The sequence below is a fragment of the Pseudomonas sp. JZ134 genome, from assembly GCF_051027695.1.
GTDB lineage: Bacteria > Pseudomonadota > Gammaproteobacteria > Pseudomonadales > Pseudomonadaceae > Chryseomonas > Chryseomonas luteola.
The window spans coordinates 3485860-3511350 of sequence record NZ_CP069250.1; the positions used below are offsets into that span (position 1 = coordinate 3485860).

General features: G+C 57.2%; 25 protein-coding genes. 9 read left to right on the forward strand and 16 right to left on the reverse strand.

Annotated features, from left to right (window positions below):
• Positions 1 to 4: 4 nt before the first annotated feature.
• The 7 genes from JQR86_RS16145 to ftsY form a co-directional block, all read right to left on the reverse strand.
• Entirely contained in the window at positions 5 to 562 is a 558-nt protein-coding gene (locus JQR86_RS16145) for a lipocalin family protein (RefSeq protein ID WP_150348056.1), read from the reverse strand.
• The gene (locus tag JQR86_RS16150; protein WP_019363965.1) at positions 559 to 816 is read right to left on the reverse strand and encodes a hypothetical protein; all 258 of its coding nucleotides are present in this window, start codon (positions 814 to 816) and stop codon (positions 559 to 561) included. Before JQR86_RS16150 ends, JQR86_RS16145 begins: the two co-directional genes overlap by 4 nt.
• Positions 817 to 854: 38 nt before the next feature.
• Positions 855 to 1151 carry a hypothetical protein gene (locus JQR86_RS16155; protein WP_139208711.1) on the reverse strand — a complete coding sequence of 99 codons (297 nt, stop codon included), beginning with the start codon at positions 1149 to 1151 and terminating at the stop codon, positions 855 to 857.
• A 113-nt stretch (positions 1152 to 1264) separates the two neighbouring features.
• Positions 1265 to 2119 (reverse strand): RNA polymerase sigma factor RpoH, encoded by an 855-nt coding sequence (gene rpoH / locus JQR86_RS16160; protein WP_010796999.1) that lies wholly within the window; start codon positions 2117 to 2119, stop codon positions 1265 to 1267.
• Between the two features lie 189 nt (positions 2120 to 2308).
• Positions 2309 to 3319 (reverse strand): permease-like cell division protein FtsX, encoded by a 1011-nt coding sequence (gene ftsX, locus JQR86_RS16165; RefSeq protein WP_122043496.1) that lies wholly within the window; start codon positions 3317 to 3319, stop codon positions 2309 to 2311.
• Entirely contained in the window at positions 3316 to 3987 is a 672-nt protein-coding gene (gene ftsE / locus JQR86_RS16170; protein WP_010796997.1) for a cell division ATP-binding protein FtsE, read from the reverse strand. The genes ftsX and ftsE overlap by 4 nt, the downstream gene beginning before the upstream one ends.
• Positions 3984 to 5456 carry a signal recognition particle-docking protein FtsY gene (gene ftsY / locus JQR86_RS16175; protein WP_434153895.1) on the reverse strand — a complete coding sequence of 491 codons (1473 nt, stop codon included), beginning with the start codon at positions 5454 to 5456 and terminating at the stop codon, positions 3984 to 3986. The genes ftsE and ftsY overlap by 4 nt, the downstream gene beginning before the upstream one ends.
• Before the next feature lie 152 nt (positions 5457 to 5608).
• Between ftsY and JQR86_RS16180 the strand changes: the two genes are divergently transcribed.
• The 6 genes from JQR86_RS16180 to JQR86_RS16205 all read left to right on the forward strand — a co-directional run bounded on the left by JQR86_RS16180 (position 5609) and on the right by JQR86_RS16205 (position 11107).
• Positions 5609 to 6976: a M16 family metallopeptidase gene (locus JQR86_RS16180; RefSeq protein WP_010796995.1), complete on the forward strand. Its 1368-nt coding sequence runs from the start codon at positions 5609 to 5611 to the stop codon at positions 6974 to 6976.
• A complete protein-coding gene (locus tag JQR86_RS16185) occupies positions 6973 to 8430 on the forward strand; it encodes a M16 family metallopeptidase (RefSeq protein ID WP_219650816.1) in 1458 nt (485 codons plus the stop codon). The genes JQR86_RS16180 and JQR86_RS16185 overlap by 4 nt, the downstream gene beginning before the upstream one ends.
• A 2-nt stretch (positions 8431 to 8432) precedes the next feature.
• Complete coding sequence (gene rsmD, locus JQR86_RS16190; protein WP_197872131.1) at positions 8433 to 9005, forward strand: 16S rRNA (guanine(966)-N(2))-methyltransferase RsmD; 573 nt, start codon at positions 8433 to 8435, stop codon at positions 9003 to 9005.
• Between the two features lie 10 nt (positions 9006 to 9015).
• A complete protein-coding gene (locus JQR86_RS16195; RefSeq protein ID WP_434153896.1) occupies positions 9016 to 10041 on the forward strand; it encodes a hydrolase in 1026 nt (341 codons plus the stop codon).
• Positions 10042 to 10253: 212 nt separating this feature from the next.
• A complete protein-coding gene (gene coaD, locus JQR86_RS16200; RefSeq protein WP_125887278.1) occupies positions 10254 to 10739 on the forward strand; it encodes a pantetheine-phosphate adenylyltransferase in 486 nt (161 codons plus the stop codon).
• Positions 10740 to 10855: 116 nt separating this feature from the next.
• Positions 10856 to 11107, forward strand: a complete 252-nt coding sequence (locus JQR86_RS16205) for a YfhL family 4Fe-4S dicluster ferredoxin (RefSeq protein WP_010796990.1) — start codon at positions 10856 to 10858, stop codon at positions 11105 to 11107.
• 84 nt (positions 11108 to 11191) lie between these two features.
• On the opposite strand, the gene JQR86_RS16210 is transcribed toward JQR86_RS16205, so the two are convergent.
• From JQR86_RS16210 to JQR86_RS16220, 3 genes are all read right to left on the reverse strand, one after another.
• On the reverse strand, positions 11192 to 11554 hold the full coding sequence (locus JQR86_RS16210) for a multidrug transporter (protein ID WP_125887279.1): 363 nt from the start codon (positions 11552 to 11554) through the stop codon (positions 11192 to 11194).
• 88 nt (positions 11555 to 11642) lie between these two features.
• Entirely contained in the window at positions 11643 to 12455 is an 813-nt protein-coding gene (gene lgt, locus JQR86_RS16215) for a prolipoprotein diacylglyceryl transferase (RefSeq protein ID WP_010796988.1), read from the reverse strand.
• A 24-nt stretch (positions 12456 to 12479) separates the two neighbouring features.
• Complete coding sequence (locus JQR86_RS16220; RefSeq protein ID WP_074823211.1) at positions 12480 to 13262, reverse strand: sulfite exporter TauE/SafE family protein; 783 nt, start codon at positions 13260 to 13262, stop codon at positions 12480 to 12482.
• Between the two features lie 94 nt (positions 13263 to 13356).
• Between JQR86_RS16220 and JQR86_RS16225 the strand changes: the two genes are divergently transcribed.
• Positions 13357 to 14103 carry an NRDE family protein gene (locus tag JQR86_RS16225; RefSeq protein WP_150348062.1) on the forward strand — a complete coding sequence of 249 codons (747 nt, stop codon included), beginning with the start codon at positions 13357 to 13359 and terminating at the stop codon, positions 14101 to 14103.
• 12 nt (positions 14104 to 14115) lie between these two features.
• On the opposite strand, the gene ptsP is transcribed toward JQR86_RS16225, so the two are convergent.
• The 4 genes from ptsP to ilvA all read right to left on the reverse strand — a co-directional run bounded on the left by ptsP (position 14116) and on the right by ilvA (position 20581).
• The gene (gene ptsP, locus JQR86_RS16230) at positions 14116 to 16395 is read right to left on the reverse strand and encodes a phosphoenolpyruvate--protein phosphotransferase (RefSeq protein ID WP_074823217.1); all 2280 of its coding nucleotides are present in this window, start codon (positions 16393 to 16395) and stop codon (positions 14116 to 14118) included.
• A 294-nt stretch (positions 16396 to 16689) separates the two neighbouring features.
• Positions 16690 to 17163 (reverse strand): RNA pyrophosphohydrolase, encoded by a 474-nt coding sequence (locus JQR86_RS16235; RefSeq protein ID WP_010796984.1) that lies wholly within the window; start codon positions 17161 to 17163, stop codon positions 16690 to 16692.
• A 276-nt stretch (positions 17164 to 17439) separates the two neighbouring features.
• Positions 17440 to 18954 (reverse strand): MFS transporter, encoded by a 1515-nt coding sequence (locus JQR86_RS16240; RefSeq protein ID WP_434153897.1) that lies wholly within the window; start codon positions 18952 to 18954, stop codon positions 17440 to 17442.
• Between the two features lie 112 nt (positions 18955 to 19066).
• Positions 19067 to 20581, reverse strand: a complete 1515-nt coding sequence (gene ilvA, locus JQR86_RS16245) for a threonine ammonia-lyase, biosynthetic (protein WP_074823223.1) — start codon at positions 20579 to 20581, stop codon at positions 19067 to 19069.
• 154 nt (positions 20582 to 20735) lie between these two features.
• On the opposite strand from ilvA, the gene rpiA reads away from it, so the two are divergent.
• Positions 20736 to 21407, forward strand: a complete 672-nt coding sequence (gene rpiA / locus JQR86_RS16250) for a ribose-5-phosphate isomerase RpiA (RefSeq protein WP_010796981.1) — start codon at positions 20736 to 20738, stop codon at positions 21405 to 21407.
• A 227-nt stretch (positions 21408 to 21634) separates the two neighbouring features.
• Complete coding sequence (locus JQR86_RS16255; protein WP_434153898.1) at positions 21635 to 23572, forward strand: autotransporter outer membrane beta-barrel domain-containing protein; 1938 nt, start codon at positions 21635 to 21637, stop codon at positions 23570 to 23572.
• A gap of 15 nt (positions 23573 to 23587) precedes the next feature.
• Here the strand turns inward: JQR86_RS16255 and JQR86_RS16260 are convergent, their stop codons facing one another.
• Positions 23588 to 24505 carry an SdiA-regulated domain-containing protein gene (locus JQR86_RS16260; protein ID WP_407363340.1) on the reverse strand — a complete coding sequence of 306 codons (918 nt, stop codon included), beginning with the start codon at positions 24503 to 24505 and terminating at the stop codon, positions 23588 to 23590.
• An 84-nt stretch (positions 24506 to 24589) separates the two neighbouring features.
• On the reverse strand, positions 24590 to 25489 hold the full coding sequence (locus JQR86_RS16265; RefSeq protein WP_434153900.1) for an SdiA-regulated domain-containing protein: 900 nt from the start codon (positions 25487 to 25489) through the stop codon (positions 24590 to 24592).
• Between the last annotated feature and the right edge of the window lie 2 nt (positions 25490 to 25491).

Sequence of the window (25491 nt, forward strand, 5' to 3'; positions counted from 1 at the left end):
CCCTTTAGTTGGATGACTGGCCTCGCCAGACCAGCCTGGATGTATCAAATCCTTTGGCTTTAGCGATGCCAAGAAAGGTATCGCGCTGCTGCTGGGTGATCTCGGCTGAGCGAGATAGGAACCAGAGATACTTGCGATCAGGGCTCCCTACCACGGCATTATGGTATTCAGGGTCAATATAAAAGACCCAATAAGGGCCCTTGGCTATATTGGGAAATACGCCGCTGAACCAAGTATCGAAGCGCACTTCCAGTCGGTCCGTTACACCAGGCTTCATTGGCGAGGCAACACCGGTCGCCTGATCCCAGTCGCCAGACTTGGTCAGACAGCGATTGAGCACCGCAACATTCCCATCGTCACGCAGATGGTAATGCGCCTCGGACTGAACGCAGCTGCGCTGGAAAAACATGGGCAGGCGCGCCTGCTCATACCATGTCCCCTGATAGCGCTTCAGATCAAGCGAGCCGACGGTTTCAGGCGGTGGTGTCTTGGTCGAACTGGCACAGGCGACCAACAATCCTGCCGCGCCAGCCAGTAGTAAAAGCTTGGTAGATGTTTTCATCGCAACCCCTGTCCTGCATACATGACAACCTTGTCGTTGACATACTGCACGCTGATGAACGCGGAAGACTGATCACCCCATGTGCAGCTTGATAACCCCAACGCACCGGAACACTCTGTAGGCTTGCCCAATAGCTCTTCGACTTCGGCCTTGGTTTGGCCAGCCTTGAGCCGATTGTAATTTTCCTGATTGATCTTGCTGCAGCTGATCAGCCACAAGCAACTCAGCATCACTGCAAACACGCGAAACTTCATTCTGACTCCTAACCTGGACCGGAGGGCTGACACCATCCTCACTCTCTGATGAACTCCTGACCGAGCCCTTTCAAATGCCCGTTATCATCTATGGTCCAGACTTCAGAAGTAGGCGGCATGTCGACGCGCAGCCCCTCATCGACCAGGGTAGCACCATAGGTTTGTGGGGAAAGCGCATCGCCCGTGACCGTCACACGCCATGCGACTTCCTCCGGCGCGATTTGTAACTTGACCTGACCTGTATTGAGACTTTTCCACTTGCCTTCAAAATCGTCATGACTGCCACAACCGGCGAGAAGAACCGATGTAAAAAGCATCAGTAAAAATGATTTCATAGCAGTCCCCATCTCCCTTAGCAGCATTTAGAACCTAACCTTATACAAGGGGTTCGGTATTTCCGGGCAATAAAAAACCCCGCTTGAGGCGGGGTTCGCTTTTGAATCAATCCTTAGGCAGCGATCTTGCCCTTGAGCTTGTTCATTGCATTTTTTTCGAGCTGACGAATCCGCTCAGCCGATACGTTGTACTTGGCAGCCAACTCGTGCAGTGTAGCCTTATCTTCAGCCAGCCAGCGCTGGTAGAGGATGTCACGGCTACGCTCATCCAGGCCTTCCAACGCCTCATGCAGATTGGCCGAAGAGTTATCGCTCCAGTCGGACTCCTCCAGCTGACGAGCCGGATCGTAGCGATTATCTTCAAGATACTGCGCAGGCGATTGGAACGCCGTATCGTCGTCTGCATCGGAAGCCGGATCAAAAGCCATATCCTGGCCCGTCAGACGACTTTCCATTTCGCGTACTTCACGCGGCTCGACGCCCAGCGTGCTGGCAACCGCCTGAACCTCGTCATTGTTCAGCCAGGCAAGACGCTTCTTCTGGCTACGCAGGTTGAAGAACAACTTGCGCTGGGCCTTGGTGGTAGCCACTTTTACGATGCGCCAGTTACGCAGGATGAACTCGTGTATCTCAGCCTTGATCCAGTGGACGGCAAACGATACGAGACGAACACCCATTTCAGGGTTGAAACGCTTTACAGCCTTCATCAGGCCGACGTTACCTTCCTGGATCAGATCTGACTGGGCCAAACCGTAGCCCGAATAACTTTTGGCAATATGTACGACAAAACGCAGGTGCGCGAGCACCATTTGCCGTGCCGCCTCTAAATCCTGGTTATAGAAGAGGCGTTCGGCCAGTTCGCGCTCCCGCTCCGGCGTCAGCATGGGAATGCTGTTCACAGAGTTGACATAGGCCTCCAGGCTAGCGCCAGGAACCAATGTTGGAACAGGTTGCAGAGAATTGGTCATGCGAATCCTCCGATTCACTTATGCACAGGGCAGTGTATCACTGAAGAATCAGACAGAAAACAAGACTAACAGTTCCCTAAAAAAGAACCTATAGCCTTTAAAATCAATCACTTAAATAGTCACTATCAATCAAATCGATAGCTTTACATCATAATTTGAGACAGTTGTTTGATTCATGAATCGGCGCCCTTATCGGGGCGCCAACTCTCTCAGATGGCGAGCCACCGCCAGCCAGGCACCAATGTAACCCAGCAGTATTGCACCAATAAGTAACTGGATGCCTTCATCCATGGACACGCTGGCCAGCGCAAAATCGCTGCCGTAAAGACCGGCCAGCTCGATGACAGCCTCGTTAAGCCAGTTCAAGCCAAAAGCCAGCAGTGCCCAGGCTGCAATACCGGCGCCTATCCCGTACATGGCGCCCATGTACAGGAAAGGTCGCCGCACATAACCGTCAGTACCGCCTACCAACTTTATGACCTCGATTTCAGTCCTGCGGTTTTCGATGGCCAGACGAATTGTATTCCCGATGACGAGTAGCAGGGCTACGATCAGAACGACTGTAAGCCCAAACACGAACCGCTCACCCAGCTTCAGGATGGCGGTCAGTCGCTCGACCCATTGCATATCGAGCTGGACCTGCTGTACGCCAGATAGCTCAGCCAGACGACTGCGCAGCATGTCCAGCCGACCTTTATCAATCTCCTGCGGCGTCACGGAGATCACTGAAGGCAACGGATTTTCCGGCAGTTCCTTCAAGGCTTCGCCCAGACCAGCCTGCTGTTGAAGCTCTTGCAGAGCCTCGTCACGTCCGATCCAGTGCACCTCACTGACATCGGGTAGTGCTGCAATCTGTTCCTGTAATTGCTTGCCTTGAGCTTCGTCCAGATTAAGGTCAAGAAAGACAGAAATTTGGGCCGCGCGCTGCCATGAGCCGCCGAGCCGCTCCACATTGTTCAGCAGCAGCGATACACCCATCGGCAACGCAAGGGCAATTCCCATAACCAGGCAGGTCAGAAAGCTTCCGATCGGCTGTCGGCCCATCCGCCACAGACTGTCACGCAAGCCAATGAGATGCGCTTCGAAATAGGCATGTAACGGGCTGCGCCAATCCTGCTTCGGCTTGGCTGTCTTGCGGCGTTTGGGCTTTTCCGGTTTTTCACCCTGTACGTCGCCGCGTGGAAGTTCCTTGGCACTCATGTGGGACTCTCCTCATCCCCGATCAGACGGCCACGCTGCAGCGTCAGCATACGATGACGCAGGCGTGCGATCAGGGCATGGTCGTGGCTGGCAATCAGTACAGTGGTGCCAAGGCTGTTGATGTCCTCGAACACACCCATGATTTCGGAGGCAAGCCGCGGATCGAGGTTACCGGTTGGCTCATCCGCCAGCAGCAAGGCTGGTCGATGTACGACAGCCCGCGCGATCCCGACGCGCTGTTGCTGGCCGGTAGACAGGTCCGACGGATAGTCTTCGAGCTTGTCCTTCAGGCTGACCCGCTCCAGCGCCATGGTCACACGTTTGGCAATCTCGGCCTTGGACAACCCCAGGATCTGTAGAGGCAAGGCTACATTGTCGAACACGGTACGGTCGAACAGGAGCTGGTGGTTCTGAAACACCACACCAATCTGACGACGCAGGAATGGAATCTGCGCATTGCTGATCCGCGAAATATCCTGTCCAGCCAGCGAAAGCTTGCCACTGGTGGGTCGCTCCATCGCCAGGATCAGGCGCATCAGGGTGCTCTTGCCGGCACCGGAGTGACCGGTAATGAACAGGATCTCCCCGCGCTCCGCACGGAACGATAACTCATGCAAACCGATATGCCCGTTCGGGTAACGTTTACTGACCCGATCGAAATGAATCATGTCGTCTCCCGCTCAGCGAACAACGCTCGAACGAAGGGCTTGGCTTCGAACTCACGCAGATCGTCAATGCCTTCACCTACACCGATGTAACGGATAGGCAGGCTCATCTGCTTGGCCAGCGCGAAAATGACGCCCCCCTTGGCAGTACCGTCAAGCTTGGTCAGCGCAAGGCCGGAAAGCGGAACGGCGGCATGGAATTGCTTGGCCTGATTCATGGCGTTCTGGCCGGTACCTGCATCCAGCACCAATAAAGTCTCATGCGGGGCGGATTCGTCCAGCTTGCCAATGACGCGGCGCACCTTGCGCAGCTCTTCCATCAGGTTGTCCTTGGTGTGCAGGCGACCGGCCGTATCGGCAATTAGAACATCGACACCGCGAGCCTTGGCAGCTTGTACAGCGTCATAGATCACCGAGGCGGAGTCAGCGCCGGTATGCTGTGCAATCACTGGAATGCGGTTACGCTCCCCCCAGACCTGTAACTGCTCGACCGCTGCGGCACGGAACGTATCGCCAGCGGCCAGCATGACCTTCTTGCCCTCAAGCTGGAGCTTTTTAGCCAGCTTGCCGATGGTCGTGGTTTTGCCAACACCGTTCACGCCAACAACCAGAATGACGAAGGGTTGAGTAGCCTTATCGATAACCAACGGTTGCTCAACAGGCGTCAACAAGCCAGTTAACTCTTCCTGCAATGCCTGATAAAGCGCCTCGCTGTCAGCAAGCTGTTTACGCGCTACCCGCTGGGTGAGGTTTTTCATGATGGTGGTCGTCGCCTCGACACCCACATCCGCCGTCAATAGCCGGGTCTCCAGCTCATCGAGCAAATCATCGTCGATAGCTTTCTTGCCCAGAAACAGGCTGGCCATCCCTTCGCCAATGCTGGCGCTGGTCTTGCTCAGCCCTTGCTTGAGGCGAGCAAAGAAGCCCAGCTTTGCCGGTGCAGCGGGCTGTGGTGCCTGCTCCGGTTCCGGTTCTGCGTCTACTCCTGGTTCTGGCTCAAGCTCCGGCTCTGCAATCGACACGACAGGCTCGGCTACTGGCTCAGGCTCAGGCTCAGGCTCAGCCGTCCTCGATTCATCTAGCCGCTCGGGCTCAATGAATACAGGCTCAACAGGCGCCAGCATAGCAGGCTCAGGCTCTGGCTCAACTGCAGGCGCTTGCAGAGAAGGCTGCACCGTTTCAGGCTGGCGTGGCGGCTCAACCGGCTGCGCCTGAATCGGCTCCGGCTGAAAGGTTTTTACGCTTTCGTCCTGCTCGGCTACCGGTGCGGGTGCTTCGGCCTCCTTAGCAGGCGGCAGTTGGGTTGAAGGAATAGCGTCAGCCGGCTCGGGGACCGGCTCCGGGTGTACTACCGGCTCGACAGCCGTTTCCGGCTTGGCCTCGGTTGTCTCCTGCGGCTTCTTGCGAAACCAGCTGAAGAACCCTTTCTTTTCCCCTGCGGGAGGGGACTTTTTATCGTCGGAACCAAACATGCAAAGGTCTATCTCAAGGGGCGGGCACGCTGTGGCAAATCCATAAAGATGTGCTGCCAGGCGTGGCCGGCATGAAAAGGGATGCGTATCCTAGCACCTCATCGCTTGCTGGCGCTAAAGACCGGCAAGCCCTGGAATGAGTTCATAGATTGATGACAGTCTTCTCTCGACGTACTACTGGTCTGCTGTTCAGCCTGCTCTGCGCGCCGCTTACCGTCCTGGCCGCCGAGACCCAACCCACGCACGAATACACACTCGACAATGGTTTGAAAGTCGTTGTTCGGGAAGATCATCGTGCTCCTGTCGTGGTTTCACAACTCTGGTACAAGATCGGCTCAAGCTACGAAACGCCCGGATCGACCGGCCTTTCCCATGCCTTGGAACACATGATGTTCAAGGGCAGCAGCAAGATGGGTCCTGGAGAGGCCTCCCTGGTTCTGCGTGATCTCGGAGCAACCGAGAATGCCTTCACCACGGATGATTACACGGCCTATTACCAGGTGATGGCCAAGGATCGTTTGCCTGTGGCGCTTGAGCTCGAAGCCGATCGCATGGCCACCTTACGCCTACCTGCCGATGAATTCAGCCGCGAGATAGAAGTCATCAAGGAGGAGCGTCGCCTGCGCACTGACGATCAGCCAATGGCACTGGCCTACGAGCGTTTCAGCGCGGCGGCCTACCCGGCCAGTGGCTACCGCACGCCAACCATTGGCTGGCCTGCTGATCTTAAACGCATGAACATCGACGATCTGCGGCACTGGTATCAATCCTGGTACGCGCCCAACAATGCGACCCTGGTTGTAGTGGGCGATGTGACCGGAGAAGACGTAAGACAGATGGCTCAACAGTACTTTGGCCAGATTCCCAAGCGGGACCTGCCACCGGCCAAGCGCCCGCTTGAACTCCAGGCACCAGGTGAACGCCGTCTGATCCTTCCCGTTCGTACGCAAATCCCCAGCCTCATGATGGGATTCAATGTGCCCGGTTTTGCCAGTGCAGAGAATCAACGGGATGTGCATGCCTTGCGCCTGATCTCAGCGCTGCTCGATGGTGGCTACAGCGCCCGTCTCTCCACTCAACTGGAGCGTGAGCAGGAGCTGGTTACCGGCGCCTCGGCCTCATACGAGTCCTACACTCGCGGCGACAGTCTGTTCATGCTCAGCGCCATGCCCAACCTGCAAAAGGGCAAGACCCTGGCAGATGTCGAAGCCGGCCTTTGGGCGCAACTGGATGCGCTCAAGCAAACGCCACCGAGCACTGCCGAACTGGAGCGCGTCAGAGCGCAGGTGATCGCCAGCCTTGTCTATGAGCGCGACTCAATTACAGCCCAGGCCAGCAATATTGGTCAATTGGAAAGCATCGGCGTGTCCTGGCACGAGATGGATAACGAGCTTGCAGATTTGCAATCTGTCACTCCGGCTGATCTACAGCGTGTTGCACGCACTTACTTCACTCGCGATCGCCTGACAGTCGCCCACGTGATTCCCGAGACCCAGACACAGCAGGAGGCTCGCCCATGAACGTCCGCTTTTCTTATGCATGGGGCACCTTGCTCAGCCTGACGCTGCTTGGCGGCTGCCAGAACACCTCCCCCGTGGCGGACAGTGCAGCGGCCCATCCTAAACTGGAATCACTGCAGGCGCTGAGCAAGACAGCTCCGGTTACCCGCAAGCTCGATATCCAAAGCTGGAGAACTCCAGAAGGCGCGCGCGTCATGTTTGTGGAAGCTAATGAGCTGCCCATGTATGACCTCCGCCTGACATTTGCAGCCGGTAGCAGCCAGGACGGCAACACACCAGGCATCGCCACGATGACCAATGGCATGCTCAACGAAGGCATTGCAGGAATGGACACTACCGCAATAGCCATTGGCTTCGAAAACCTGGGTGCCAATTTCTCAAACGGTGCCTATCGCGACATGGCCGTTGCCGGGCTGCGTACCTTGTCCGACCCGACTAAAAGTGACCCGGCGCTTGATCTCTTCACCAAGGTGGTAGGTCATCCTACGTTTCCTGCCGCCCCGCTGGAGCGTATTCGAAATCAATTGTTGACCAGCATCGAATACAAGAAACAGGACCCCGGCGCTCAGGCAGGTGATGCGCTGATGAAACAGCTCTACGGCAGTCATCCCTATGCGCACCCCAGCATGGGCACAGCTGAATCACTGAGGTCGATCACACCTGCTCAGTTACGCGCCTTTCATCAGCGTGCGTATACAGCAGGCAATGTCGTCATCGCGTTGACAGGTAATCTGACCCGCCCCCAGGCCGAAGCCATTGCCGCCAAGGTATCCCGTGCTCTACCCAAGGGCCCTGCCCTGCCGTCGGTAGCCAAGCCGCAACCACCTAAACCGGGCGTTACGCATATCGAGTTTCCCTCGCAGCAGACGCACCTTATGCTGGCCGAGCAGGGAATCGACCGCCGGGACCCTGACTACGCCGCGCTATATCTGGGCAACCAGATCCTGGGTGGGGGCGGGTTCGGCACTCGCCTGATGACCGAAGTCCGCGAAAAGCGCGGATTGACCTATGGTGTTTATTCCGGCTTTACGCCGATGCAGGTCGCGGGGCCCTTCACGATCGGCCTGCAAACCCGAGCCGAGATGAGCCAGAATACATTGGGGCTTGTGCAAAATATTGTCCGCCAATACCTCAAGGAAGGGCCGACACAGAAGGAGCTGGATGATGCCAAGCGTGAAATATCAGGCAGCTTCCCGCTCTCGACCGCCAGTAACAGTGCGATCGTCGCCCAGCTCGGCATGATTGGCTTCTACGACCTGCCACTCGACTTTCTGGACACCTTCATGAAGCAGACGCAAGCCGTGACTACGGGTCAGGTGCGCGAAGCCATGGCCCGGCATTTGAATCCTGATGGCTTTGTCATCGTGACGGCAGGCCCAACCGTTGCCCAGCAACCCTTGCCAGCGCCGGTTGAGCGCGGCAATACACCGCCTCCCAGCGTACCGGAGCATTGAGCATGGCGCAGAGTAAAGGCAGCAGCCAGCTGCGTATCATTGGAGGCGACTGGCGCAGCCGACGCTTCAGCTTTCCAGAAGCACCAGGGCTCAGACCAACCCCTGACCGGGTCCGCGAGACGCTGTTCAACTGGCTGATGCCCCATGTACCCGGCGCACGGGTACTGGATCCGTTCCTGGGCAGTGGTGCGCTATTGCTTGAAGCGCTGTCCCGGGGTGCCAGTCAAGCGCTGGGGCTGGACTTGAACCCTGCAGCGGTAGGCTCGCTGCGCGGTCATCTGGCGTCACTCGGATGCACCAATGCTCAGGTCGTACAGAACGATGCACTGCACTACCTTCAGCACAATGAGGCCACGCCTTTTGACGTAGTGTTCCTTGACCCTCCCTTCCAGAAAGGTCTGCTGGAGCCCGCCTGTCAACTGCTCGAGGAGCAAGGCTGGCTGGCCAGGGATGCATGGATTTACACTGAAAGCGAAAGTCAGCCCTCATCGCTTCCCATGTCCGCCAACTGGCACCTGCACAGGGAAAAGAAGGCGGGAAGCGTACATTACGCGCTCTGGCATCGAACCGCGTAACGGGATGCCCATGCACCCTATCGTGGAGAACCTATCAGCTCAGACAGATGCTTTCCGGCCCGCTTGGTGGCTGCCAGGTCCTCACCTGCAGACCTTATGGGGGTCACTCTGGCGTCGTCTTCCCCTGATGACGCGCCCACGCGAGCGTATCTGGCTAGACGACGGTGATTTTCTCGACCTTGACTGGTACGGACCGGAAGATCCTTATGCGCCGCTGGTACTGGCTATCCACGGACTGACAGGCAGCTCTTCGTCACACTATATTCTGGGTTTGCAACTGGCCCTTGCCGAGCATGGCTGGGCCAGCGTTGGATTGAACTGGCGAGGGTGCTCAGGCGAGCCGAACCTGTTACCGCGGGGCTACCACTCAGGCGTCACCGAAGACCTTGCCGCTGTTATCGCCCACCTTCAGGCCAAGCGCCCTTTGGCACCGCTCTATGCTGTTGGCTACTCGCTTGGCGGTAACGTGCTGCTCAAGTACCTGGGCGAAGCAGGCTTGAATTGCTCACTCCAGGCGGCTGCCTCCGTGTCGGTTCCTTTCCGGCTCGACCTTTGCGCAGACCGTATCGCCATTGGATTTTCCCGTGTGTATCAGGCGCACTTCATGCGAGAACTGGTGAGCTATGTAAAGCGCAAGCGAGAGGCTTTGCAGCAGCGCCAGCAACACGACCATGTAGCCTCGCTGGATGCCTTGGGTAGCCTGGAGGACATGAAGAGCTTTTGGGATTTTGACGGACGCATCACCGCCCCGCTCCACGGATTCAAGGATGCTCACGATTACTACCGGCAGGCATCAAGCCGTTATTACCTGAAAGACATCCGAATACCGACCCTTATGATTCAAGCGGAAGATGATCCTTTCATTGGACGTGAAAGCCTGCCAACACCAGGAGAGCTATCCAATACGATATGCTTCGAGCGCCATGCTCATGGAGGGCATGTAGGCTTTGTCGCAGGTACATGGCGAAACCCTGAGTACTACCTGGAGCGCCGCATACCGCAGTGGCTCTTGTGGCAGCAGGAGAAACTGACATAGACGTGGCGGCTATAGCCGATCAGCGAACGCTATCCGCGTCAGATGAAAACAGGCAACCCGAGAAGGCTGCGTTTTTCGACAATTTTTTCTACACTCCTCAACGCTTAAAGCTCACCTTTGATGAATACCAGGCCGCTTATCCACCTTTCGACTTGGACATCTGATCTGGCTGAGCTACCATCCAAGCCCCCACGGACCGTAAGGACGCCGCGATGAATCGAGTGCTGTACCCGGGAACCTTCGACCCGATCACCAGGGGTCACGGTGATCTCGTCGAACGCGCCTCACGTTTGTTTGAGCATGTCGTCGTCGCCGTAGCGGCCAGTCCGAAGAAGAATCCGCTGTTTCCGCTGGAAAGGCGGGTAGAGTTGGCTCGAGCGGTTACGGCACACCTGCCTAATGTCGAGGTCATTGGCTTTTCTTGCCTGCTGGCCAATCTCGTCAAGGAGCAGAAAGCCACGATCCTCCTGCGAGGATTGCGTGCTGTTTCGGATTTCGAATTCGAGTTTCAGTTGGCCAACATGAACCGTGTGCTGGCGCCTGACGCAGAAAGCATGTTTCTTACTCCGTCGGAAAATTACTCCTACATCTCTTCGACGCTGGTACGTGAAATTGCAGCACTGGGTGGCGACGTCACTAAGTTCGTGCACCCGCTTGTCAAGGAAGCGCTGGCCGAACGTTTCAAGCCAGCCTCTTGAAATTTTGCCGTTAGGGCACATATATCGGCGCAGACGTGCACCACGCGCGCCGATAAGGCACAATTCGCGTTTACCTTTTCTGTATCGCCGTCATCCGTGAGCGGCGGGAGCAATTCATGTCCCTCAAGATTACTGAAGACTGCATCAATTGCGATGTATGTGAGCCTGAGTGCCCTAATGGTGCCATCTCTCAGGGCGAAGAGATTTATGTGATCGACCCTAACCTCTGTACCGAGTGTGTAGGTCATTACGACGAGCCGCAGTGCCAGCAGGTTTGCCCAGTGGATTGCATCCCGCTCGACCCGGAAAACGTCGAGAGCAAGGAAAAACTGCACGAAAAGTATCTGAAAATCAGCGGTCAAGCCTGATCCAGGCTATTGGCAGCGCGACACTATCAGGTATTTACAGGCGCCATAAAAAAGCCGGTCAATTGACCGGCTTTTTTATGGGATTCAGTCCGACTGGCCATATCCTGTGCGGGTACAGCCCAGGCAACGAACAAAAGCAGCCTTACCCGGCTCAACGACCAAGGCCCTGCCCGCCTCGCCTACATTACCGCCTGCAGCGGTAAAGGGCAGACTGACCACAAAGGCACCCGCGCCAATAACAGTAGCAGCAATCAAAAGCGGCCGGGCAATCAGCAGATCACCGATCATCGAAAAGGCTTTTGGTGCATCCGCTTGGTAGTTCGGATCGCCACTGACATTGTTAACGGTTTCCGTCTCATAACCCGAATCGGCTAGTGCCGGTGCGGCAGCACTCCATAAAGCCATGGAGAAGGCCAACGTGGTGGCCAATGCGCGGAACGGGCTCATACTTCTGTCCTTTAAGTGAGAGGCGATTAACCATTAACTATAAGCACCACCTCTCGACTTGTCAGTGACCTTTCACCTGAAGATCAGGTCATTCCGTCAGAGTTCTGGTCTTTCCCTGATGCCGATAGGCCAGAACCATCAGGAAGGCCCCACCCAGAATCATCGGTACGCACAAGACCTGCCCCATCGTGAGCCAGCCCCAGGCCAGATAACCCAGCTGCGCATCCGGCATACGGACGAATTCCACCAGGAAACGGAAAATGCCGTAACACAGGACGAAAAGCCCTGATACCGCCATTGTTGGACGTGGCTTGCGTGAGAAGAACCAGAGAATAACGAACAAGGCGACTCCTTCCAGCGCAAACTGATAGAGCTGGGAAGGATGGCGCGGCAACTGGGCCGGATCGCTGAAGGGCGGAAAAATCATTGCCCACGGCACATCGCTCGGCTTGCCCCACAGTTCAGCATTGATGAAGTTACCAATCCGCCCGGCGCCCAGGCCGATTGGAACCAGCGGGGCGATGAAATCCATCAACTCGAAAAAGCTCTTGTTGTTGCGGCGACCAAACCACCACACCGCCAGAATTACGCCCAGCAGGCCGCCATGAAAGGCCATGCCGCCCTTCCAGACCTCAAAGATCAGCGTGGGATTGGCAAGGTACTCATCCAGGTTATAGAAAAGGACATACCCCAACCGTCCCCCGATGATGACGCCGCACGCCACCCAGAAGACCAGATCCGAAAGTTTGTCTTTGTTCCAGGTGGGATCGAATCGGTTCAAGCGACGTGAGGCCAGCAGCCAAGCCCCGCCAATACCAATGAGGTACATCAGACCGTACCAGTGAATCTTGAGTGGACCGATCGCGACCGCTACCGGGTCGATCTGTGGATAAGGCAGCATTACGACTCCTTGATAAAAGGGTTCTCAGACCAGAAAGCTGAGCCCTACACTGAACAACAACAACGCAAATAGCCGCTTGAGCAGCCGTGGAGAAAGCGTGTGCGCCAAACGCGCACCAAAACGGGCAAAGAACATGCTGGTCAGCGCAATACCTACCAGGGCCGGCAGGTAGACATATCCCAGACTCCACTCAGGCAAGCCAGGCTCACTCCAGCCCACCACCATGAACGAAAGGGCTCCGGAGAGCGCGATCGGCAACCCACACGCAGATGAGGTTGCCACCGCCCTTTGCATACTGACGCCTCGCCAGGTCAGGAAAGGCACAGTCAGCGAGCCGCCTCCGATGCCGAAAATGGCAGACGCCCAGCCAATGACCACACCGGCGAGCGTTAGAACCGGCTTGCCCGGTACCGGTCTGCTGCTTTTGGGACGAAGGTCAAGCACCATCTGTAGCGACACGAGGATGGCAAAGGTACCGATTATTTTCTGCAGAATTGGCCCCTGAATATAAGATGCCGTAACCCCGCCGACAAAGCTGCCCAGGATGATGCCAACCGTCATCCACACCACGAGTGGCCACTGGACCGCTCTCTGGCGATGATGCGCCAGAATGGAATTGATTGACGTAAAGACGATTGTTGCCAGTGAAGTACCGACGGCCAGATGCGTCAGCACATCGGTATCCATTCCATGGGCAGTGAAGCTGAACACCAGAACCGGTACGATGATCAATCCGCCCCCGACGCCGAACAGACCCGCCAGAACGCCTGCACATGCGCCAAGAATCAGATAGAGCACGAATTCCATATCGAATCCTGCCGAACAAAACGGCAATGGTAGCCCAATCGGCCAACGCAAACGAGCGAACCCTCAATGATCAAGGCCTTACGGAGCCCAACTGATGTGTCTGATTGTCTTTGCGTGGCGCCCTGAAGATAACGAGTCACTTATCCTGGCCGCCAACCGTGACGAGTTCTATGCACGCCCCAGCGCTCCGTTGGATACATGGGACGATCAACCAGACATTATTGGAGGAAGAGACCTGACCGCAGGTGGGACTTGGCTCGCGGTAGGAAGGGATGGTCGCTTTGCCACCGTGACCAATATCAGGGATCCTGGTCAGCCGGTATCCGACCGCTCACGGGGCGAACTGCCTGTACGCTTTCTGGAACGTGATATCTCGGCCGAAGAGTATGTACATGAAGTGGCTCAACGTAGCGATGAATACACAGGGTTCAACCTGCTTCTAGGCGATCGCCAGTCGTTATGGCATTTGAATGCTCGCAGCCGAAAACCGCATCGACTGCCGCCGGGCGTTTACGGCGTATCCAATGCCGATTTGAACACGCCATGGCCCAAGTTGCTCAGAGCCAGAGCAAGTCTCGAACAGGCCCTGGAAACCCCTTCGGACGAGGCTTTATTTGCACTATTGGCCGACACCTGGCGACCTGATCCCGTAACGCTTCCGCATACCGGCATCAGCCATGAACTGGAAATGCTCTTGTCCAGCGTTTTCATCTCCAGCGAACACTACGGCACACGGGCCAGCACTGTGCTGCGGCAACAGGTAGACGGACAGACCGTCATTACGGAACGTCGCTTTGGAGCCTACGGCAAGTCGCTTGGAGAAAGCCGCCGGACGCTGTAGTCCGGCGTGCTGTCAGCTCTGGACGGTGGAAGCCGGGTTGATGACGCGCCCTAGCCCCAGGTTACGCAAGGCCAGATGCAGCGCACTGTGCACCACTTGCGGATTGTCAATCTTGAGCAGCTGATCCAGGAGCTCCTTTGCCTTGGACAGGCTCATCTGACGCAGCAACCACTTCACCTTGGGGAGGTTGGTTGCATTCATGGAAAGGGAGTCGTATCCCATGGCCATGAGCAATACCGCTGCGGCCGGATCGCCTGCCATCTCGCCACAGATACTCACTGGAACGTTTTCCGCATGAGCATCCTCCACCACGCTCTTGAGTGCTTGCAGCACGGCTGGATGGAAGTAGTCATACAGGTCAGCCACGCGTGGGTTATTACGATCTACCGCCAGCAGATACTGGGTCAGATCGTTGGAGCCCACCGAGATAAAGTCCACCTCACGGGCCAGATCCCGGGCCTGATAGACCGCCGAAGGCACCTCTACCATCACACCTACAGGCGGCATGGGGATATTGACCCCTTCATCACGCACCTCGCACCAGGCGCGATGCAGGAGATGCTGGGCCTCGTCCAGCTCGTGTACCCCCGAGATCATGGGTAGCATGATTCGCAGGTTATCCAGACCTTCACTGGCCTTGAGCATGGCTCGCGCCTGTACCAGGAAGATTTCCGGATGGTCCAGCGTGACACGAATCCCGCGCCATCCCAGGAAGGGGTTGTCTTCCTTAATGGGGAAATAGGACAGGGATTTATCTCCGCCGATATCCAGCATGCGCATGGTGACCGGCTGGGGATGGAACGCCGCCAGTTGCTCCCGGTAGATGGACAGCTGCTCCTTCTCACTGGGGAAGCGGTCGTTGATCATGAACGGGACCTCAGTCCGATACAGCCCCACCCCTTCCGCGCCACGCTGCTGCGCCCGAGCAACATCGGCCAGCAGCCCCGTGTTCACCCAGAGCGGCATACGATGACCATCCAGGGTTTCGCACGGCAGGCTGCGCAGGGCTTCCAGCCCCTGGGTCAGCTGACGCTCCTCCTCGACCACAGCGCTGTACTGCTTGAGCAGCTGAGGTGATGGGTTGGTAAAGACTTCGCCGTGATAGCCGTCGACAATCAACGAAATGCCATCGACTTTTGAATAAGGCAGGTCTACCGCGCCCATGACGGTGGGAATACCCATCGCGCGCGCCAGGATGGCAACGTGGGAGTTGCCAGAGCCGAGCACAGAAATCATGCCGGCCAGCTTGCCTTCAGGCACCTCGCCCAGCATGGCGGGTGACAGCTCTTCACTGACCAGGATGGTCTGGTCGGGATAGACCAGACATTGTTGCCGTGCCTGCTGCAGATAAGCCAGCAATCGACGGCCAAGGTCCTTCACATCAGCGGCACGTTCGCTCAGATAGGCATCGTCCATCATCTCGAAACGACGAACATGCTCGGTCACGACCTGACGCAGTGCCCCCTGTGCCCACTGCCCTTTCTTGATGATTTGAGTAACCTCGTTACCCAATGCCGCGTCGTCGAGCATCATCAAATAGACGTCGAACAGGGCGCGCTCTTCCTTGCGCAGCTGGGTCGAAAGACGCTCTGACAGCTGGCGCATGTCTTCACGTACAGACTCCAGCGCGTGCTGGAACAAGGCCAATTCTGCCTCGATGTCCGTAACGGTCTTGTCAGGAACGACTTCCAGATCAGCTGGAGGCAGCACGACTACAGCCGTACCCACACCAACACCGGGAGCACCGGGAATACCTACGAAACGAGCCTCCTGGATACCCTTACCCTGCCGTCCGAGCCCACGAATGGTACCCGTGGCTTCAGCATGTGCGATAACGCCGGCCAATTGGGCGCTCATGGTCACAAGGAAAGCTTCTTCACCTTCGTCGAACTGGCGCCGCTCCTTTTGCTGAACAACCAGAACCCCCATCACACGACGATGGTGAATGATTGGCGCCCCCAGGAAAGAGGCATAGCGCTCCTCGCCCGTTTCGGCGAAATAGCGAAAACGCGGATGACTGGAGGCATCCTCAAGGTTGAGCGGCTCTTCGCGCGTGCCGACGAGGCCGACCAGGCCTTCATTGGGCGCCATGCTGACACGCCCGATGGAGCGCTTGTTCAGGCCCTCGGTCGACATGAGGACAAATCGATTGGTTTCAGGGTCCAGCAGATAGACCGAGCACACCTGAGTGCCCATGGCCGCCCGAACGCGCTGAACGATGATCGATAACGCTGTCTTGAGATCCTTGGCGCCGTTTACTTCTTGAACGACCTTACGCAGCGTATTCAGCATGCTAGAAGCCCTGGGCTCTGGTGACGTTGGACGACATCCTGGTAAAGGATTTCGAGGCGCGAGCAAATTGAGTTCCGGTCACCGACCTGATAGCCACGATCGATGAAGGTGGACAGCAACGCCTATCTGACAGCGTATTGCCACTCAACGTCACAAATCGTTCATCCAGCATGGCCACAGCATTTCCTCCGTCCACGGCAGGCCCGGCATAACCGGGCAGGCCGGTGAGGCAATGCAAACGGTGCCTCTTCCGTCTTCCATACGTACACGTATGGTACAGGCTTAACATATCGATCAGGCGAGCAAGCGCGGGGCCAACTCCTTGAGGGCTCGACGATACACTTCCCGCTTGAACGTCACCACCTGCCCTAATGGGTACCAGTAGCTGACCCAGCGCCAACCGTCGAACTCCGGCTTGCCTGTCACATCCATGCGTACCCTCTGATCCTCAGACATCAGCCGGAGCAGAAACCATTTCTGCTTTTGACCGATGCACAGGGGCCTACTATGCGTACGCACCATGCGTTGGGGCAAGCGATAACGCAACCAGCCCCGCGTACAGGCCAAAATCCGGACATCATCCGGACTCAGACCCACTTCTTCGTTCAATTCGCGATAAAGCGCTTCTTCCGGCGTTTCACGATCATCGATACCTCCCTGTGGAAACTGCCAGGCGTCCTGGTTGATGCGCCGAGCCCACAGCACTTGGCCAGCGTCATTCGCGAGGATGATGCCGACATTCGGGCGAAAACCATCAGAATCGATCACGGCTGACACCCCTGGAAAGTCAATAGACTTGCATTGTTCCATAAAGCTTGTTGGAGCGGCAACGCAGCTCCCTGCCTGTATTTTTGCCGTCTGTGGCAATACGCTGGCAAGTGCCACTCCTGCCTGCTCGTCCATATGGACATTACATTGGGGTAATCCCGCCGGAGCGCCTGAAAATCCGCGAGCAGTATCCTCAGCCCTTGCTGAACAAAAGCTTACATAGCCAAGCAATCAATGGATTCTGACGGGTAAAGCATGACCCGTTTCCCACTCCTATCAGCGAAAGTGCCGCTGCAGAAGCATGTAGATAGCCAGAATTACACCTACCCAGCCGATCAGGTAGAAATAGTCCAGGAAGCCCAGGATCGCAGCCTGGCGATTGACCAGCGAGGCCATCTGGCTCATGGAGGCATGCCCTGCCGCCTCGTTCAGCTGTTCTCTATACTGCTGATAAAGCGGATTGAATGAGGTGATGTGACTGCGCAGGACATTGGCGTGGAACGCATCGCGCCATTGCAGAAAGACGTTGGCCATGACGATTCCTAGCGGCATGACGATCTGCTGCGTCATGTTCTTGATCTGATATGCCTGGCTGAAGTAACGCGGAGGAATGGTCATGAAGGTGTACATGATGATCACCGCAAAGGTCGAGATCAGGAACACACCATGCATCATGAGCGCAGGCTGAAGCTGCTGCACAAGCGGCACCTCGCCATTCTGGCTGGACATCCAGAAGCCATAGCCGGCCAGCAACGAATAGCCGAGCACCAGAAACTTCTTGAAGCCACCCCACGGGAAATACCGCTTGAGCGTGCCGGAGGTAATGGCCATGAGCGGCACTATCCCACACAGCCAGCCGATAGCCATGATCGTTCCAGCGGTGTAGATCGGCACCTGCAGGGCGTTCAGGACATATTGGGGAATGACGTAGTTGTAGGCGCCGAGCATGAAGTAGTTCAGCATCATGAACAGCATGCCGAGCAGAAAGGCCGGATTGATGGCGTTACGAAAGTCGAGGGTTGGCCGCTCCCGCTGCCGCTCACAAAAGATGAAGACGGCCATGAGGCAGATACCCAGCAGAAAGAGTCCGAGCAGCTCCCAGGTATCGCTGTAGAAATCAAAACTCATCCGCTGGATAGTGGTTTCGACAATGATGCTTCCAACCAGCAGGATAGCCATGGGCAGCAGTGCTGGTCTGGCCGACAACTTTTCGGGTATGACGCGCGAGGGAATGGCCATCCAGATGCACACGGCCATGACCAGACAGACCACCAGCGGCACGGCAAAGATACCGCGCCACTCCTCATGCGCCAGCAGTTGCGCCGTACAAAAAGAAGCCATCGCCGCGCCAAGCGGCACGCCGCTGGCAAAGGCTCGTATGCCTGTGGGGGTTTGCGGCCCCGGGAAGAACATGAGCACCAGCACCCGCGCACCGGCGAAAAAGGTCGCGGCGGCCGCCCCCATGAAGACTCTGCCCGTGGCAAAGACCCACAGGTGGTCGCCGGCCAGACAGAGCAGCTGGCCTATGGTATGGACAACTGTCGCCGCCATCATCAGGTGCCGGTACCCCAGATGCTGTACAAACCACTGGTGAGGCGCCGTGAAAAAGATGACCGCGACGCTATAGGCTGCCGTGGCATAGACATAGCTGCGCTGATCAGCACCCAGGCCGCCGGATACATAGCGGTTGGCCAGCGCGATGGAGAGGCTGTCGAGAAAATAGACGGTGACCATCAGCGTGATGCTGAGCATCAGCAGGCCACGGTGATGTGGAAACGTAGGTGAAGACATTCCGACTCGGTTCGATGACTGGTATCAGCTGGCCAGTAAACGTGGCCAGCCTTTCATCGAACACGGCCCGGGCGCTTGGTTCCCTACCAGACGCCCGCCGCCACCCTAAGCGTTAACTCAGAAACAGTTTATACGCAGGGTTATTGGTCTCATCCCAATAGCGATAACCGATCTCTGCCAGCGCTTCGGGCACACGGTGCCGCTCCTCCTCCGGAACCTCAAGCGCCGCCAATACGCGGCCATCAGCCGAGCCGTGATTGCGATAGTGGAACATGGTGATATTCCACCGCCCACCCAGGCGATTGAGGAAGTTGAACAATGCGCCAGGCCGCTCGGGAAACTCGAAACGGAAGACCTGCTCGGTATCCACATGGGCCGCATGTCCACCTACGGTATGCCGTATGTGCAGCTTGGCCAGCTCATTGTCGGTCAGATCTAATACGGGAAACCCTTGCTCACGCAGGCTTTCGATGAGCTTGCCGCGTGGATCGGTTTCCGGATGAGTCTGTACGCCGACAAAGATATGGGCTTCCCTATCCGTGTTATAGCGATAGTTGAATTCGGTGATCTGGCGCTTGCCCAGTGCCTCGCAGAACGCTTTGAAACTGCCGGGACGCTCAGGAATGGTCACGGCGATGATAGCCTCACGCTGTTCCCCCAGCTCGGCACGCTCTGCCACGTGACGCAGGCGGTCGAAGTTGACGTTGGCACCCGAGTCGATGGCTACCAGGGTCTCCCCTTTTACGCCGCGGGTAGCGACATACTTCTTGATCCCCGCCACGCCTAGGGCACCAGCCGGCTCGGTGATGGAGCGCGTATCGTCGTAGATGTCCTTGATAGCTGCGCAGATCTCATCGGAGCTGACGGTAATCACGTCATCCACATAGTGTCGGCAGATCTCGAAGGTGTGATGACCGATCTGCCCGACCGCTACGCCATCGGCAAAGATACCCACTTGACTCAGCACCACCCGGTCACCTGCCTGCATGGCGGCCTGGAGGCAATTGGAGTCGTCTGGTTCAACACCAATAATCTTAATGTCAGGACGCAGGTACTTGACGTAGGCGGCGATCCCCGCGATCAGCCCTCCACCGCCTACCGGCACGAAAATGGCGTCCAGCTGACCTGGTTGCTGGCGCAGGATTTCCATGGCGACAGTACCCTGCCCGGCAATCGTATCCGGATCATCGTACGGGTGAATAAAGGTGTATCCCTTTTCCTCTACCAGTTTCAGCGCATGAGCCAGCGCCTCAGGAAAGGCATCGCCGTGCAGGACAGCCTTGGCACCGCGGGCACGTACCGCCTTGATCTTGATTTCTGGCGTCGTTTTGGGCATGACGATAACGGCCTTGATACCCAGCTTCTGAGCAGCTAAGGCCAGGCCTTGGGCATGGTTGCCGGCGGATGCCGCGATCACGCCGCGAGCCTTTTCCTCGTCAGTGAGCTGGGCCACCTTGTTGTAGGCGCCCCGAATCTTGAACGAGAAGACGGGCTGCAGGTCTTCGCGCTTGAGCAGAATCCGGTTACCCAGACGCTCCGAAAGGCTGTGTGCGGGATGCAGAGGTGTTTCAACGGCCACGTCGTAGACGGGCGAGGTCAGCATTTTCTTGACGTACTGTTCGAGCATCGACTTTTCTCGGCAGGGCTTTTGCGGGGAACAGTCAGTCTACTGCGCAAGCAGCACGACAAGCCACCCACAATGCGTCAACCACCCTGTTCACCGCTGATAGGGTCAGCCCGGCTATAATCGAACCTCTACTTCTCCTTTGCCGGAATCGATCATGAACCAGGATCAGCTCAAGCAAGCCGTGGCGCAGGCCGCGGTGGACTATATTCTCCCGCACCTCTCGCGTGACAGCGTCATTGGGGTCGGCACCGGCTCTACCGCCAACTTCTTCATCGACCTGCTGGCCCAACACAAAATGGAATTCGACGGCGCAGTAGCCAGCTCCGAGGCAACGGCCGAGCGACTCAAGAAACATGGCATTCCGGTGTATGACCTCAATGGCGTCAACTATCTTGAGTTCTACATCGATGGCGCCGACGAGGCCAACGAGCACCTGCAACTGATCAAAGGGGGCGGTGCAGCATTGACGCGTGAAAAAATCGTAGCGGCCGTGGCACAGACCTTTATCTGCATTGCCGACGGCAGTAAACGCGTAGATGTGCTGGGCGAGTTTCCGCTCCCTGTCGAGGTCATCCCCATGGCACGCAGCTACGTAGCCCGCGAGTTGGTCAAGCTGGGCGGCGATCCGGTCTACCGTGAAGGTGTTAAAACCGACAACGGCAACGTGATCCTGGACGTGCATAACATGCATATCCTTGACCCGATCGATCTGGAGTCCAAGATCAATAACATCGTCGGCGTAGTCACGGTTGGCCTGTTCGCGGCTCGCTCGGCGGATGTCCTGCTGCTGGGAACCGCCGAAGGCGTTCAGACGCTCAAGCGTTAAGCACCTACGTCCCACGACGAGACACGCACTTCAGGCTGTGCACGATCACAGTGCACAGCCTGCCCGGCATTTTTTCCATCCCCATCTATAGTTACGCCCAGGCAGCGCTGTCAGTCTGCCAGGCGTCGCCTGCCTGTCCGCTTTTCAAGTCGGCACGCTATCTGCTCCATGCAGCTCCGCACTACCCATAACTACAACACAACAAACCATAACAATGAGGATCGCTTGTGCATTCCTTTTCCAAACTAGCGCTTGCAGTCGGCTGTATCTTGATAGGGGGTACCGCGGGTGCCTATGACTTTGGTGAATACGCCGACGAGACACTGGACGTTCTGATTAATGAGTATCCGGGTCGTTATCGAGGCACTACGAGTTTTGAGGGCGCCTCGGCCTGGATGCAGCAGCGTATAGGTAACAACGCCACTCTCCAGTCCTTCACCTGGAACGGAAACCGGAACTCACAGAACGTAGTGGCTCAGCTGGCAGGCACCAGCGGCAACACCCTTGTACTAGGGGCACACTTTGATACCTACTTTGGCCGCCCGACACTCCAAGGCCTGGATGACAACGGTTCCGGTGCCGCCGTCCTTACGGAGATCACGCGCAACCTCAGCGGGATCGCGCTGGAAAATGGTATCAATGTGGTTGCCTTCGGAGCTGAAGAGGAAGGCCTGCGCGGCTCACGCGCCTATGTAGCCGGCTTGAGCGATAGCGAGCGGGCCAGCCTGCTGGGCATGATCAACCTCGACAGCCTGATCACGGGCGACCTGATGTATGCCCATGCCGGTGCCAACAGCGTCGATAACCCCACCCTGGCGTCCATACGCGAGCAGACGCTTCGTATCGCACAGGAACTGGGGATCGATCTGCGCACGAATCCCGGGCTGAATTCGGAATACCCTGCCGGCACCGGCTGTTGCAGTGATGCAGCAAGCTTCGAGGCGCTCGGTATTCCGGTGCTGTTCGTCGAAGCGACCAACTGGGAAATCGGCAAGTTGGACGGCTATGAGCAGACCATCAATCCAGCCATTCCTGGCGGCGCCACCTGGCATACACCATCACTGGACAACGAGACGGTGCTGACCGGCGCCTTGGGTGCAGAGCGCATCCAGCAGCGCCTTCGTGATTATTCACGTCTGCTGACACGTCTCCTGCTGGAGCTGACAAATGCCGACCTGCTCGCTTCCACCGCCTCCAGCGGTGCGCTGGCACGGGCCATGGAGGACAACCTGCGCAGCCAGCATGAAACTCTTACTCGGCTGCATGACCGCCGTTGGCTGGGCCTTCAGCTCGCTCCACTTGCACCCAACCAATTCAGCGGCAGCGTGGGAATCGAGGGGGAGTACCAGCCTGAGCGTGGATTTGATGTAGATCCAAGTCAGCGCTCCAAGCGGGCCACCGCCTATGCCATTGGCGATTATCGGGCCAGTGAATGGCTGACCGTAGGCGGTAGCCTGAGCATTCAGCGTGGCAAGGATGACCTGGAGCATTCTGGCAAGGTTCGTAACGAGACATGGCAGGCCGGGCTGTATGGTCTGGTCAGCAACGGCGGGCCGCTTTGGGCTGCAGGTGAGCTGAGCGCGGGTCACACCCGCTTCGATACGGATCGCTCCGTGTTCCTTCAGGCCAGTGGCGGGCCGGTTCTCCTGAACCAGACGTTATCTGGCGATACCAGGGCCCGCTTCTTCGGTGCTCGCCTGACCGGGGGCTACGACATGACGGTCGGTCAGCTGCGAACCGGGCCTCAGCTGGGACTGGACTATACCCGTTACCACATCGATAGCTTCGATGAAGACGACAGCCGCCGGACCGCCATGTCATTTGATGATCAGACCTATGACTCCATTCAGGCAAGCCTGGGTTGGCGGGTCTATGGCGATCTCCCCATGAGCCGTGGCATGGCCCTACAACCCTATGCTCATGTCGCCTGGGTCGAAGAACTGGGTGATGGCCGCGAGAGTCGGCTGGATGTTATCAGCCGTGGAGATGGTCGGCTGCGTACGGCAGCGCTGGATTCGGTAGACAAGCACTTTGCCCGCGCTCAGATCGGGGCTCAGTGGGCGATCACACCGGAGATTGGCGTATATGCTGAGGTCAACAGTCGCCTGGGCCATTCCGAGGGCAGCCAGACCGGATACAGCCTGGGTGCCCAGTGGCGGTTCTGACCCGTATAACGCAGTTTAGTTACGCTTGAATCGATAAAAGAGGTTCGGTTCGCTCACGATATACAGCGTGCCCTGGTCGTCCATGGCCAGGCCCTCGGCCTGCGGCACGCTTTTCGTCAGACCCTGCCGCCCAGCATCGAGCGGCAGGGTGCTCAAGGGCTTCCCCTCGCTATCCAGCTCAATGACCAGCCTCGACTCATCCGAGAGCGCCAGCAGATGATTCGTGCTGGCACTAAAGTGGAGGCTCGACAGATCGTCGACAAACAGGCCCCTGTCACGCAGCACATTGGACCTGATTGTAATATTGGCCGGTGCGCCGGGCTCAGGATCGGCAAAACCATCGACCTCATAGATCTGCACAGGGTCCTTTTCTTTAGCTACATAGAGTCGCTTGTGTCGACTGTCATAGGCGAGCCCTTCGAAACCCCGATTATCGAACGCAGCCAATTCCAGAGAGAGACGTGTCTGATTGCGAGGGTCATTCGCATCGATGACGCGCGTTGTGTCATCGACATGAATCTGAACCAACCGTTGCCGGCCCTCTTCTGCCACGACGAAAACGCCCGGGCGAATGTACTCAATCGCCTCGGGGTCATCGAATCCCTGCATAGGGATTTGCCGAAGAATTTCACCGTCGAGTGATAGCTCGATGAAATGGGATGACTTGTTGGTTAGGCTCGCAAGCGTGCCCCGGCTCGGGTCATAGGTCAGTGCCGACAAATCCGCGTGCCCTGGCACAGGCTTGGCCTCGATATCGACATGATAATCAGGAAGCCAAACCGAGACCTCACGGCGCTCATCGGCATGCCAGTGCTGCTGAACGCCATACCAGAGACGCGCCAGGAGCGGGGTCTGCTGGCTGGCTATGGTTGCGATGAGCACTGCCATCAGCAGGCCAGCCAGAGGAATGCGGTAAGGATAGATACGCTGCATGGGTAGGCCCGTTGCCGTCGAGGGATCGATCATCCGGGCGACCTGCATGCCCGCGCTCGACGACAAGCCTACGGATATTTTATGTCAGTCAGATTTCCGGAAGACATAGAACAGGTTAGGCTCGCTCACGATGTAAACGGTTCCTTCTTCATCAATCGCAACACCTTCAGCCTGAGGGATGTTTTTACTGAGTCCATTGAGCCCCCCAATCAGGCTGATGAAACTGACCGGCTTTCCGCTTTCGTCCAGTTCAAGCAACAGGTGCGACTCATCCGAGAGCACCAGTGTATGGCCGGTACGGGGATCGACGCTTAGCGCAGAATAATCACTCATCAGGTCGGGCTGATCGGGAAGATCCCTCATCTCACCCAGGATCTGATCACCATCGCTGGGCAGGCTGAACAGTGCTGCAGGGTCTCGCTCCTTGCTAAGCAGGAGACGTTGCTGTCGTGCATCCCAGGCAACGCCTTCGAACCCCTTGTTGCCGGCATCGGCAAAGCCCAGGTCGAAAAACTGGAAATCTGCGGGCTGCAGCTGGCGGGTCTCGGGGGTCAGATTGAACAGGGCCAGCGTACGCTGACGCTCATCGACAATACCCATGCGATTTCCATCCAGGACCACTAGCCCCTCAGGGTTGGAAAGCCCGGTTATGGAAATCTGCCTGAGAATGTCACCGCTCAGGTTGGTTTCCACCAGCAAAGGCTCCTTGCCCATGACAATGAACAGGGTGCCGGTCGCCGGGTTATAGGCGATGTCCGATGCCTCGGCCTTTTCCATGCCGGGCAAGGGCTTGGCCTGAATGACCGCGGTATAGCCTGGAAGCCAGATATTGTCCGCATGCTGGTTGGCAGGCGTGTTACGTTCCTGCCACCAGAGCCGGGCACGCTGGTCCCAGTGAAACAGGTATGTGAGCGTGGCGGCGACGACCAGCACGAAGCCGGCCAGCCACCATTTGAGGGATCGACGTTGTAATACGTTTGGCATGA

Excerpts from the sequence above, each read along its gene's own strand:
- JQR86_RS16145 (WP_150348056.1), bottom strand. The coding sequence starts at position 562 with ATGAAAACATCTACCAAGCTTTTACTACTGGCTGGCGCGGCAGGATTG.
- JQR86_RS16150 (WP_019363965.1), bottom strand. The coding sequence starts at position 816 with ATGAAGTTTCGCGTGTTTGCAGTGATGCTGAGTTGCTTGTGGCTGATC.
- JQR86_RS16155 (WP_139208711.1), bottom strand. The coding sequence starts at position 1,151 with ATGAAATCATTTTTACTGATGCTTTTTACATCGGTTCTTCTCGCCGGT.
- rpoH (WP_010796999.1), bottom strand. The coding sequence starts at position 2,119 with ATGACCAATTCTCTGCAACCTGTTCCAACATTGGTTCCTGGCGCTAGC.
- ftsX (WP_122043496.1), bottom strand. The coding sequence starts at position 3,319 with ATGAGTGCCAAGGAACTTCCACGCGGCGACGTACAGGGTGAAAAACCG.
- ftsE (WP_010796997.1), bottom strand. The coding sequence starts at position 3,987 with ATGATTCATTTCGATCGGGTCAGTAAACGTTACCCGAACGGGCATATC.
- ftsY (WP_434153895.1), bottom strand. The coding sequence starts at position 5,456 with ATGTTTGGTTCCGACGATAAAAAGTCCCCTCCCGCAGGGGAAAAGAAA.
- JQR86_RS16180 (WP_010796995.1), top strand. The coding sequence starts at position 5,609 with ATGACAGTCTTCTCTCGACGTACTACTGGTCTGCTGTTCAGCCTGCTC.
- JQR86_RS16185 (WP_219650816.1), top strand. The coding sequence starts at position 6,973 with ATGAACGTCCGCTTTTCTTATGCATGGGGCACCTTGCTCAGCCTGACG.
- rsmD (WP_197872131.1), top strand. The coding sequence starts at position 8,433 with ATGGCGCAGAGTAAAGGCAGCAGCCAGCTGCGTATCATTGGAGGCGAC.
- JQR86_RS16195 (WP_434153896.1), top strand. The coding sequence starts at position 9,016 with ATGCACCCTATCGTGGAGAACCTATCAGCTCAGACAGATGCTTTCCGG.
- coaD (WP_125887278.1), top strand. The coding sequence starts at position 10,254 with ATGAATCGAGTGCTGTACCCGGGAACCTTCGACCCGATCACCAGGGGT.
- JQR86_RS16205 (WP_010796990.1), top strand. The coding sequence starts at position 10,856 with ATGTCCCTCAAGATTACTGAAGACTGCATCAATTGCGATGTATGTGAG.
- JQR86_RS16210 (WP_125887279.1), bottom strand. The coding sequence starts at position 11,554 with ATGAGCCCGTTCCGCGCATTGGCCACCACGTTGGCCTTCTCCATGGCT.
- lgt (WP_010796988.1), bottom strand. The coding sequence starts at position 12,455 with ATGCTGCCTTATCCACAGATCGACCCGGTAGCGGTCGCGATCGGTCCA.
- JQR86_RS16220 (WP_074823211.1), bottom strand. The coding sequence starts at position 13,262 with ATGGAATTCGTGCTCTATCTGATTCTTGGCGCATGTGCAGGCGTTCTG.
- JQR86_RS16225 (WP_150348062.1), top strand. The coding sequence starts at position 13,357 with ATGTGTCTGATTGTCTTTGCGTGGCGCCCTGAAGATAACGAGTCACTT.
- ptsP (WP_074823217.1), bottom strand. The coding sequence starts at position 16,395 with ATGCTGAATACGCTGCGTAAGGTCGTTCAAGAAGTAAACGGCGCCAAG.
- JQR86_RS16240 (WP_434153897.1), bottom strand. The coding sequence starts at position 18,954 with ATGTCTTCACCTACGTTTCCACATCACCGTGGCCTGCTGATGCTCAGC.
- ilvA (WP_074823223.1), bottom strand. The coding sequence starts at position 20,581 with ATGCTCGAACAGTACGTCAAGAAAATGCTGACCTCGCCCGTCTACGAC.
- rpiA (WP_010796981.1), top strand. The coding sequence starts at position 20,736 with ATGAACCAGGATCAGCTCAAGCAAGCCGTGGCGCAGGCCGCGGTGGAC.
- JQR86_RS16260 (WP_407363340.1), bottom strand. The coding sequence starts at position 24,505 with ATGCAGCGTATCTATCCTTACCGCATTCCTCTGGCTGGCCTGCTGATG.
- JQR86_RS16265 (WP_434153900.1), bottom strand. The coding sequence starts at position 25,489 with ATGCCAAACGTATTACAACGTCGATCCCTCAAATGGTGGCTGGCCGGC.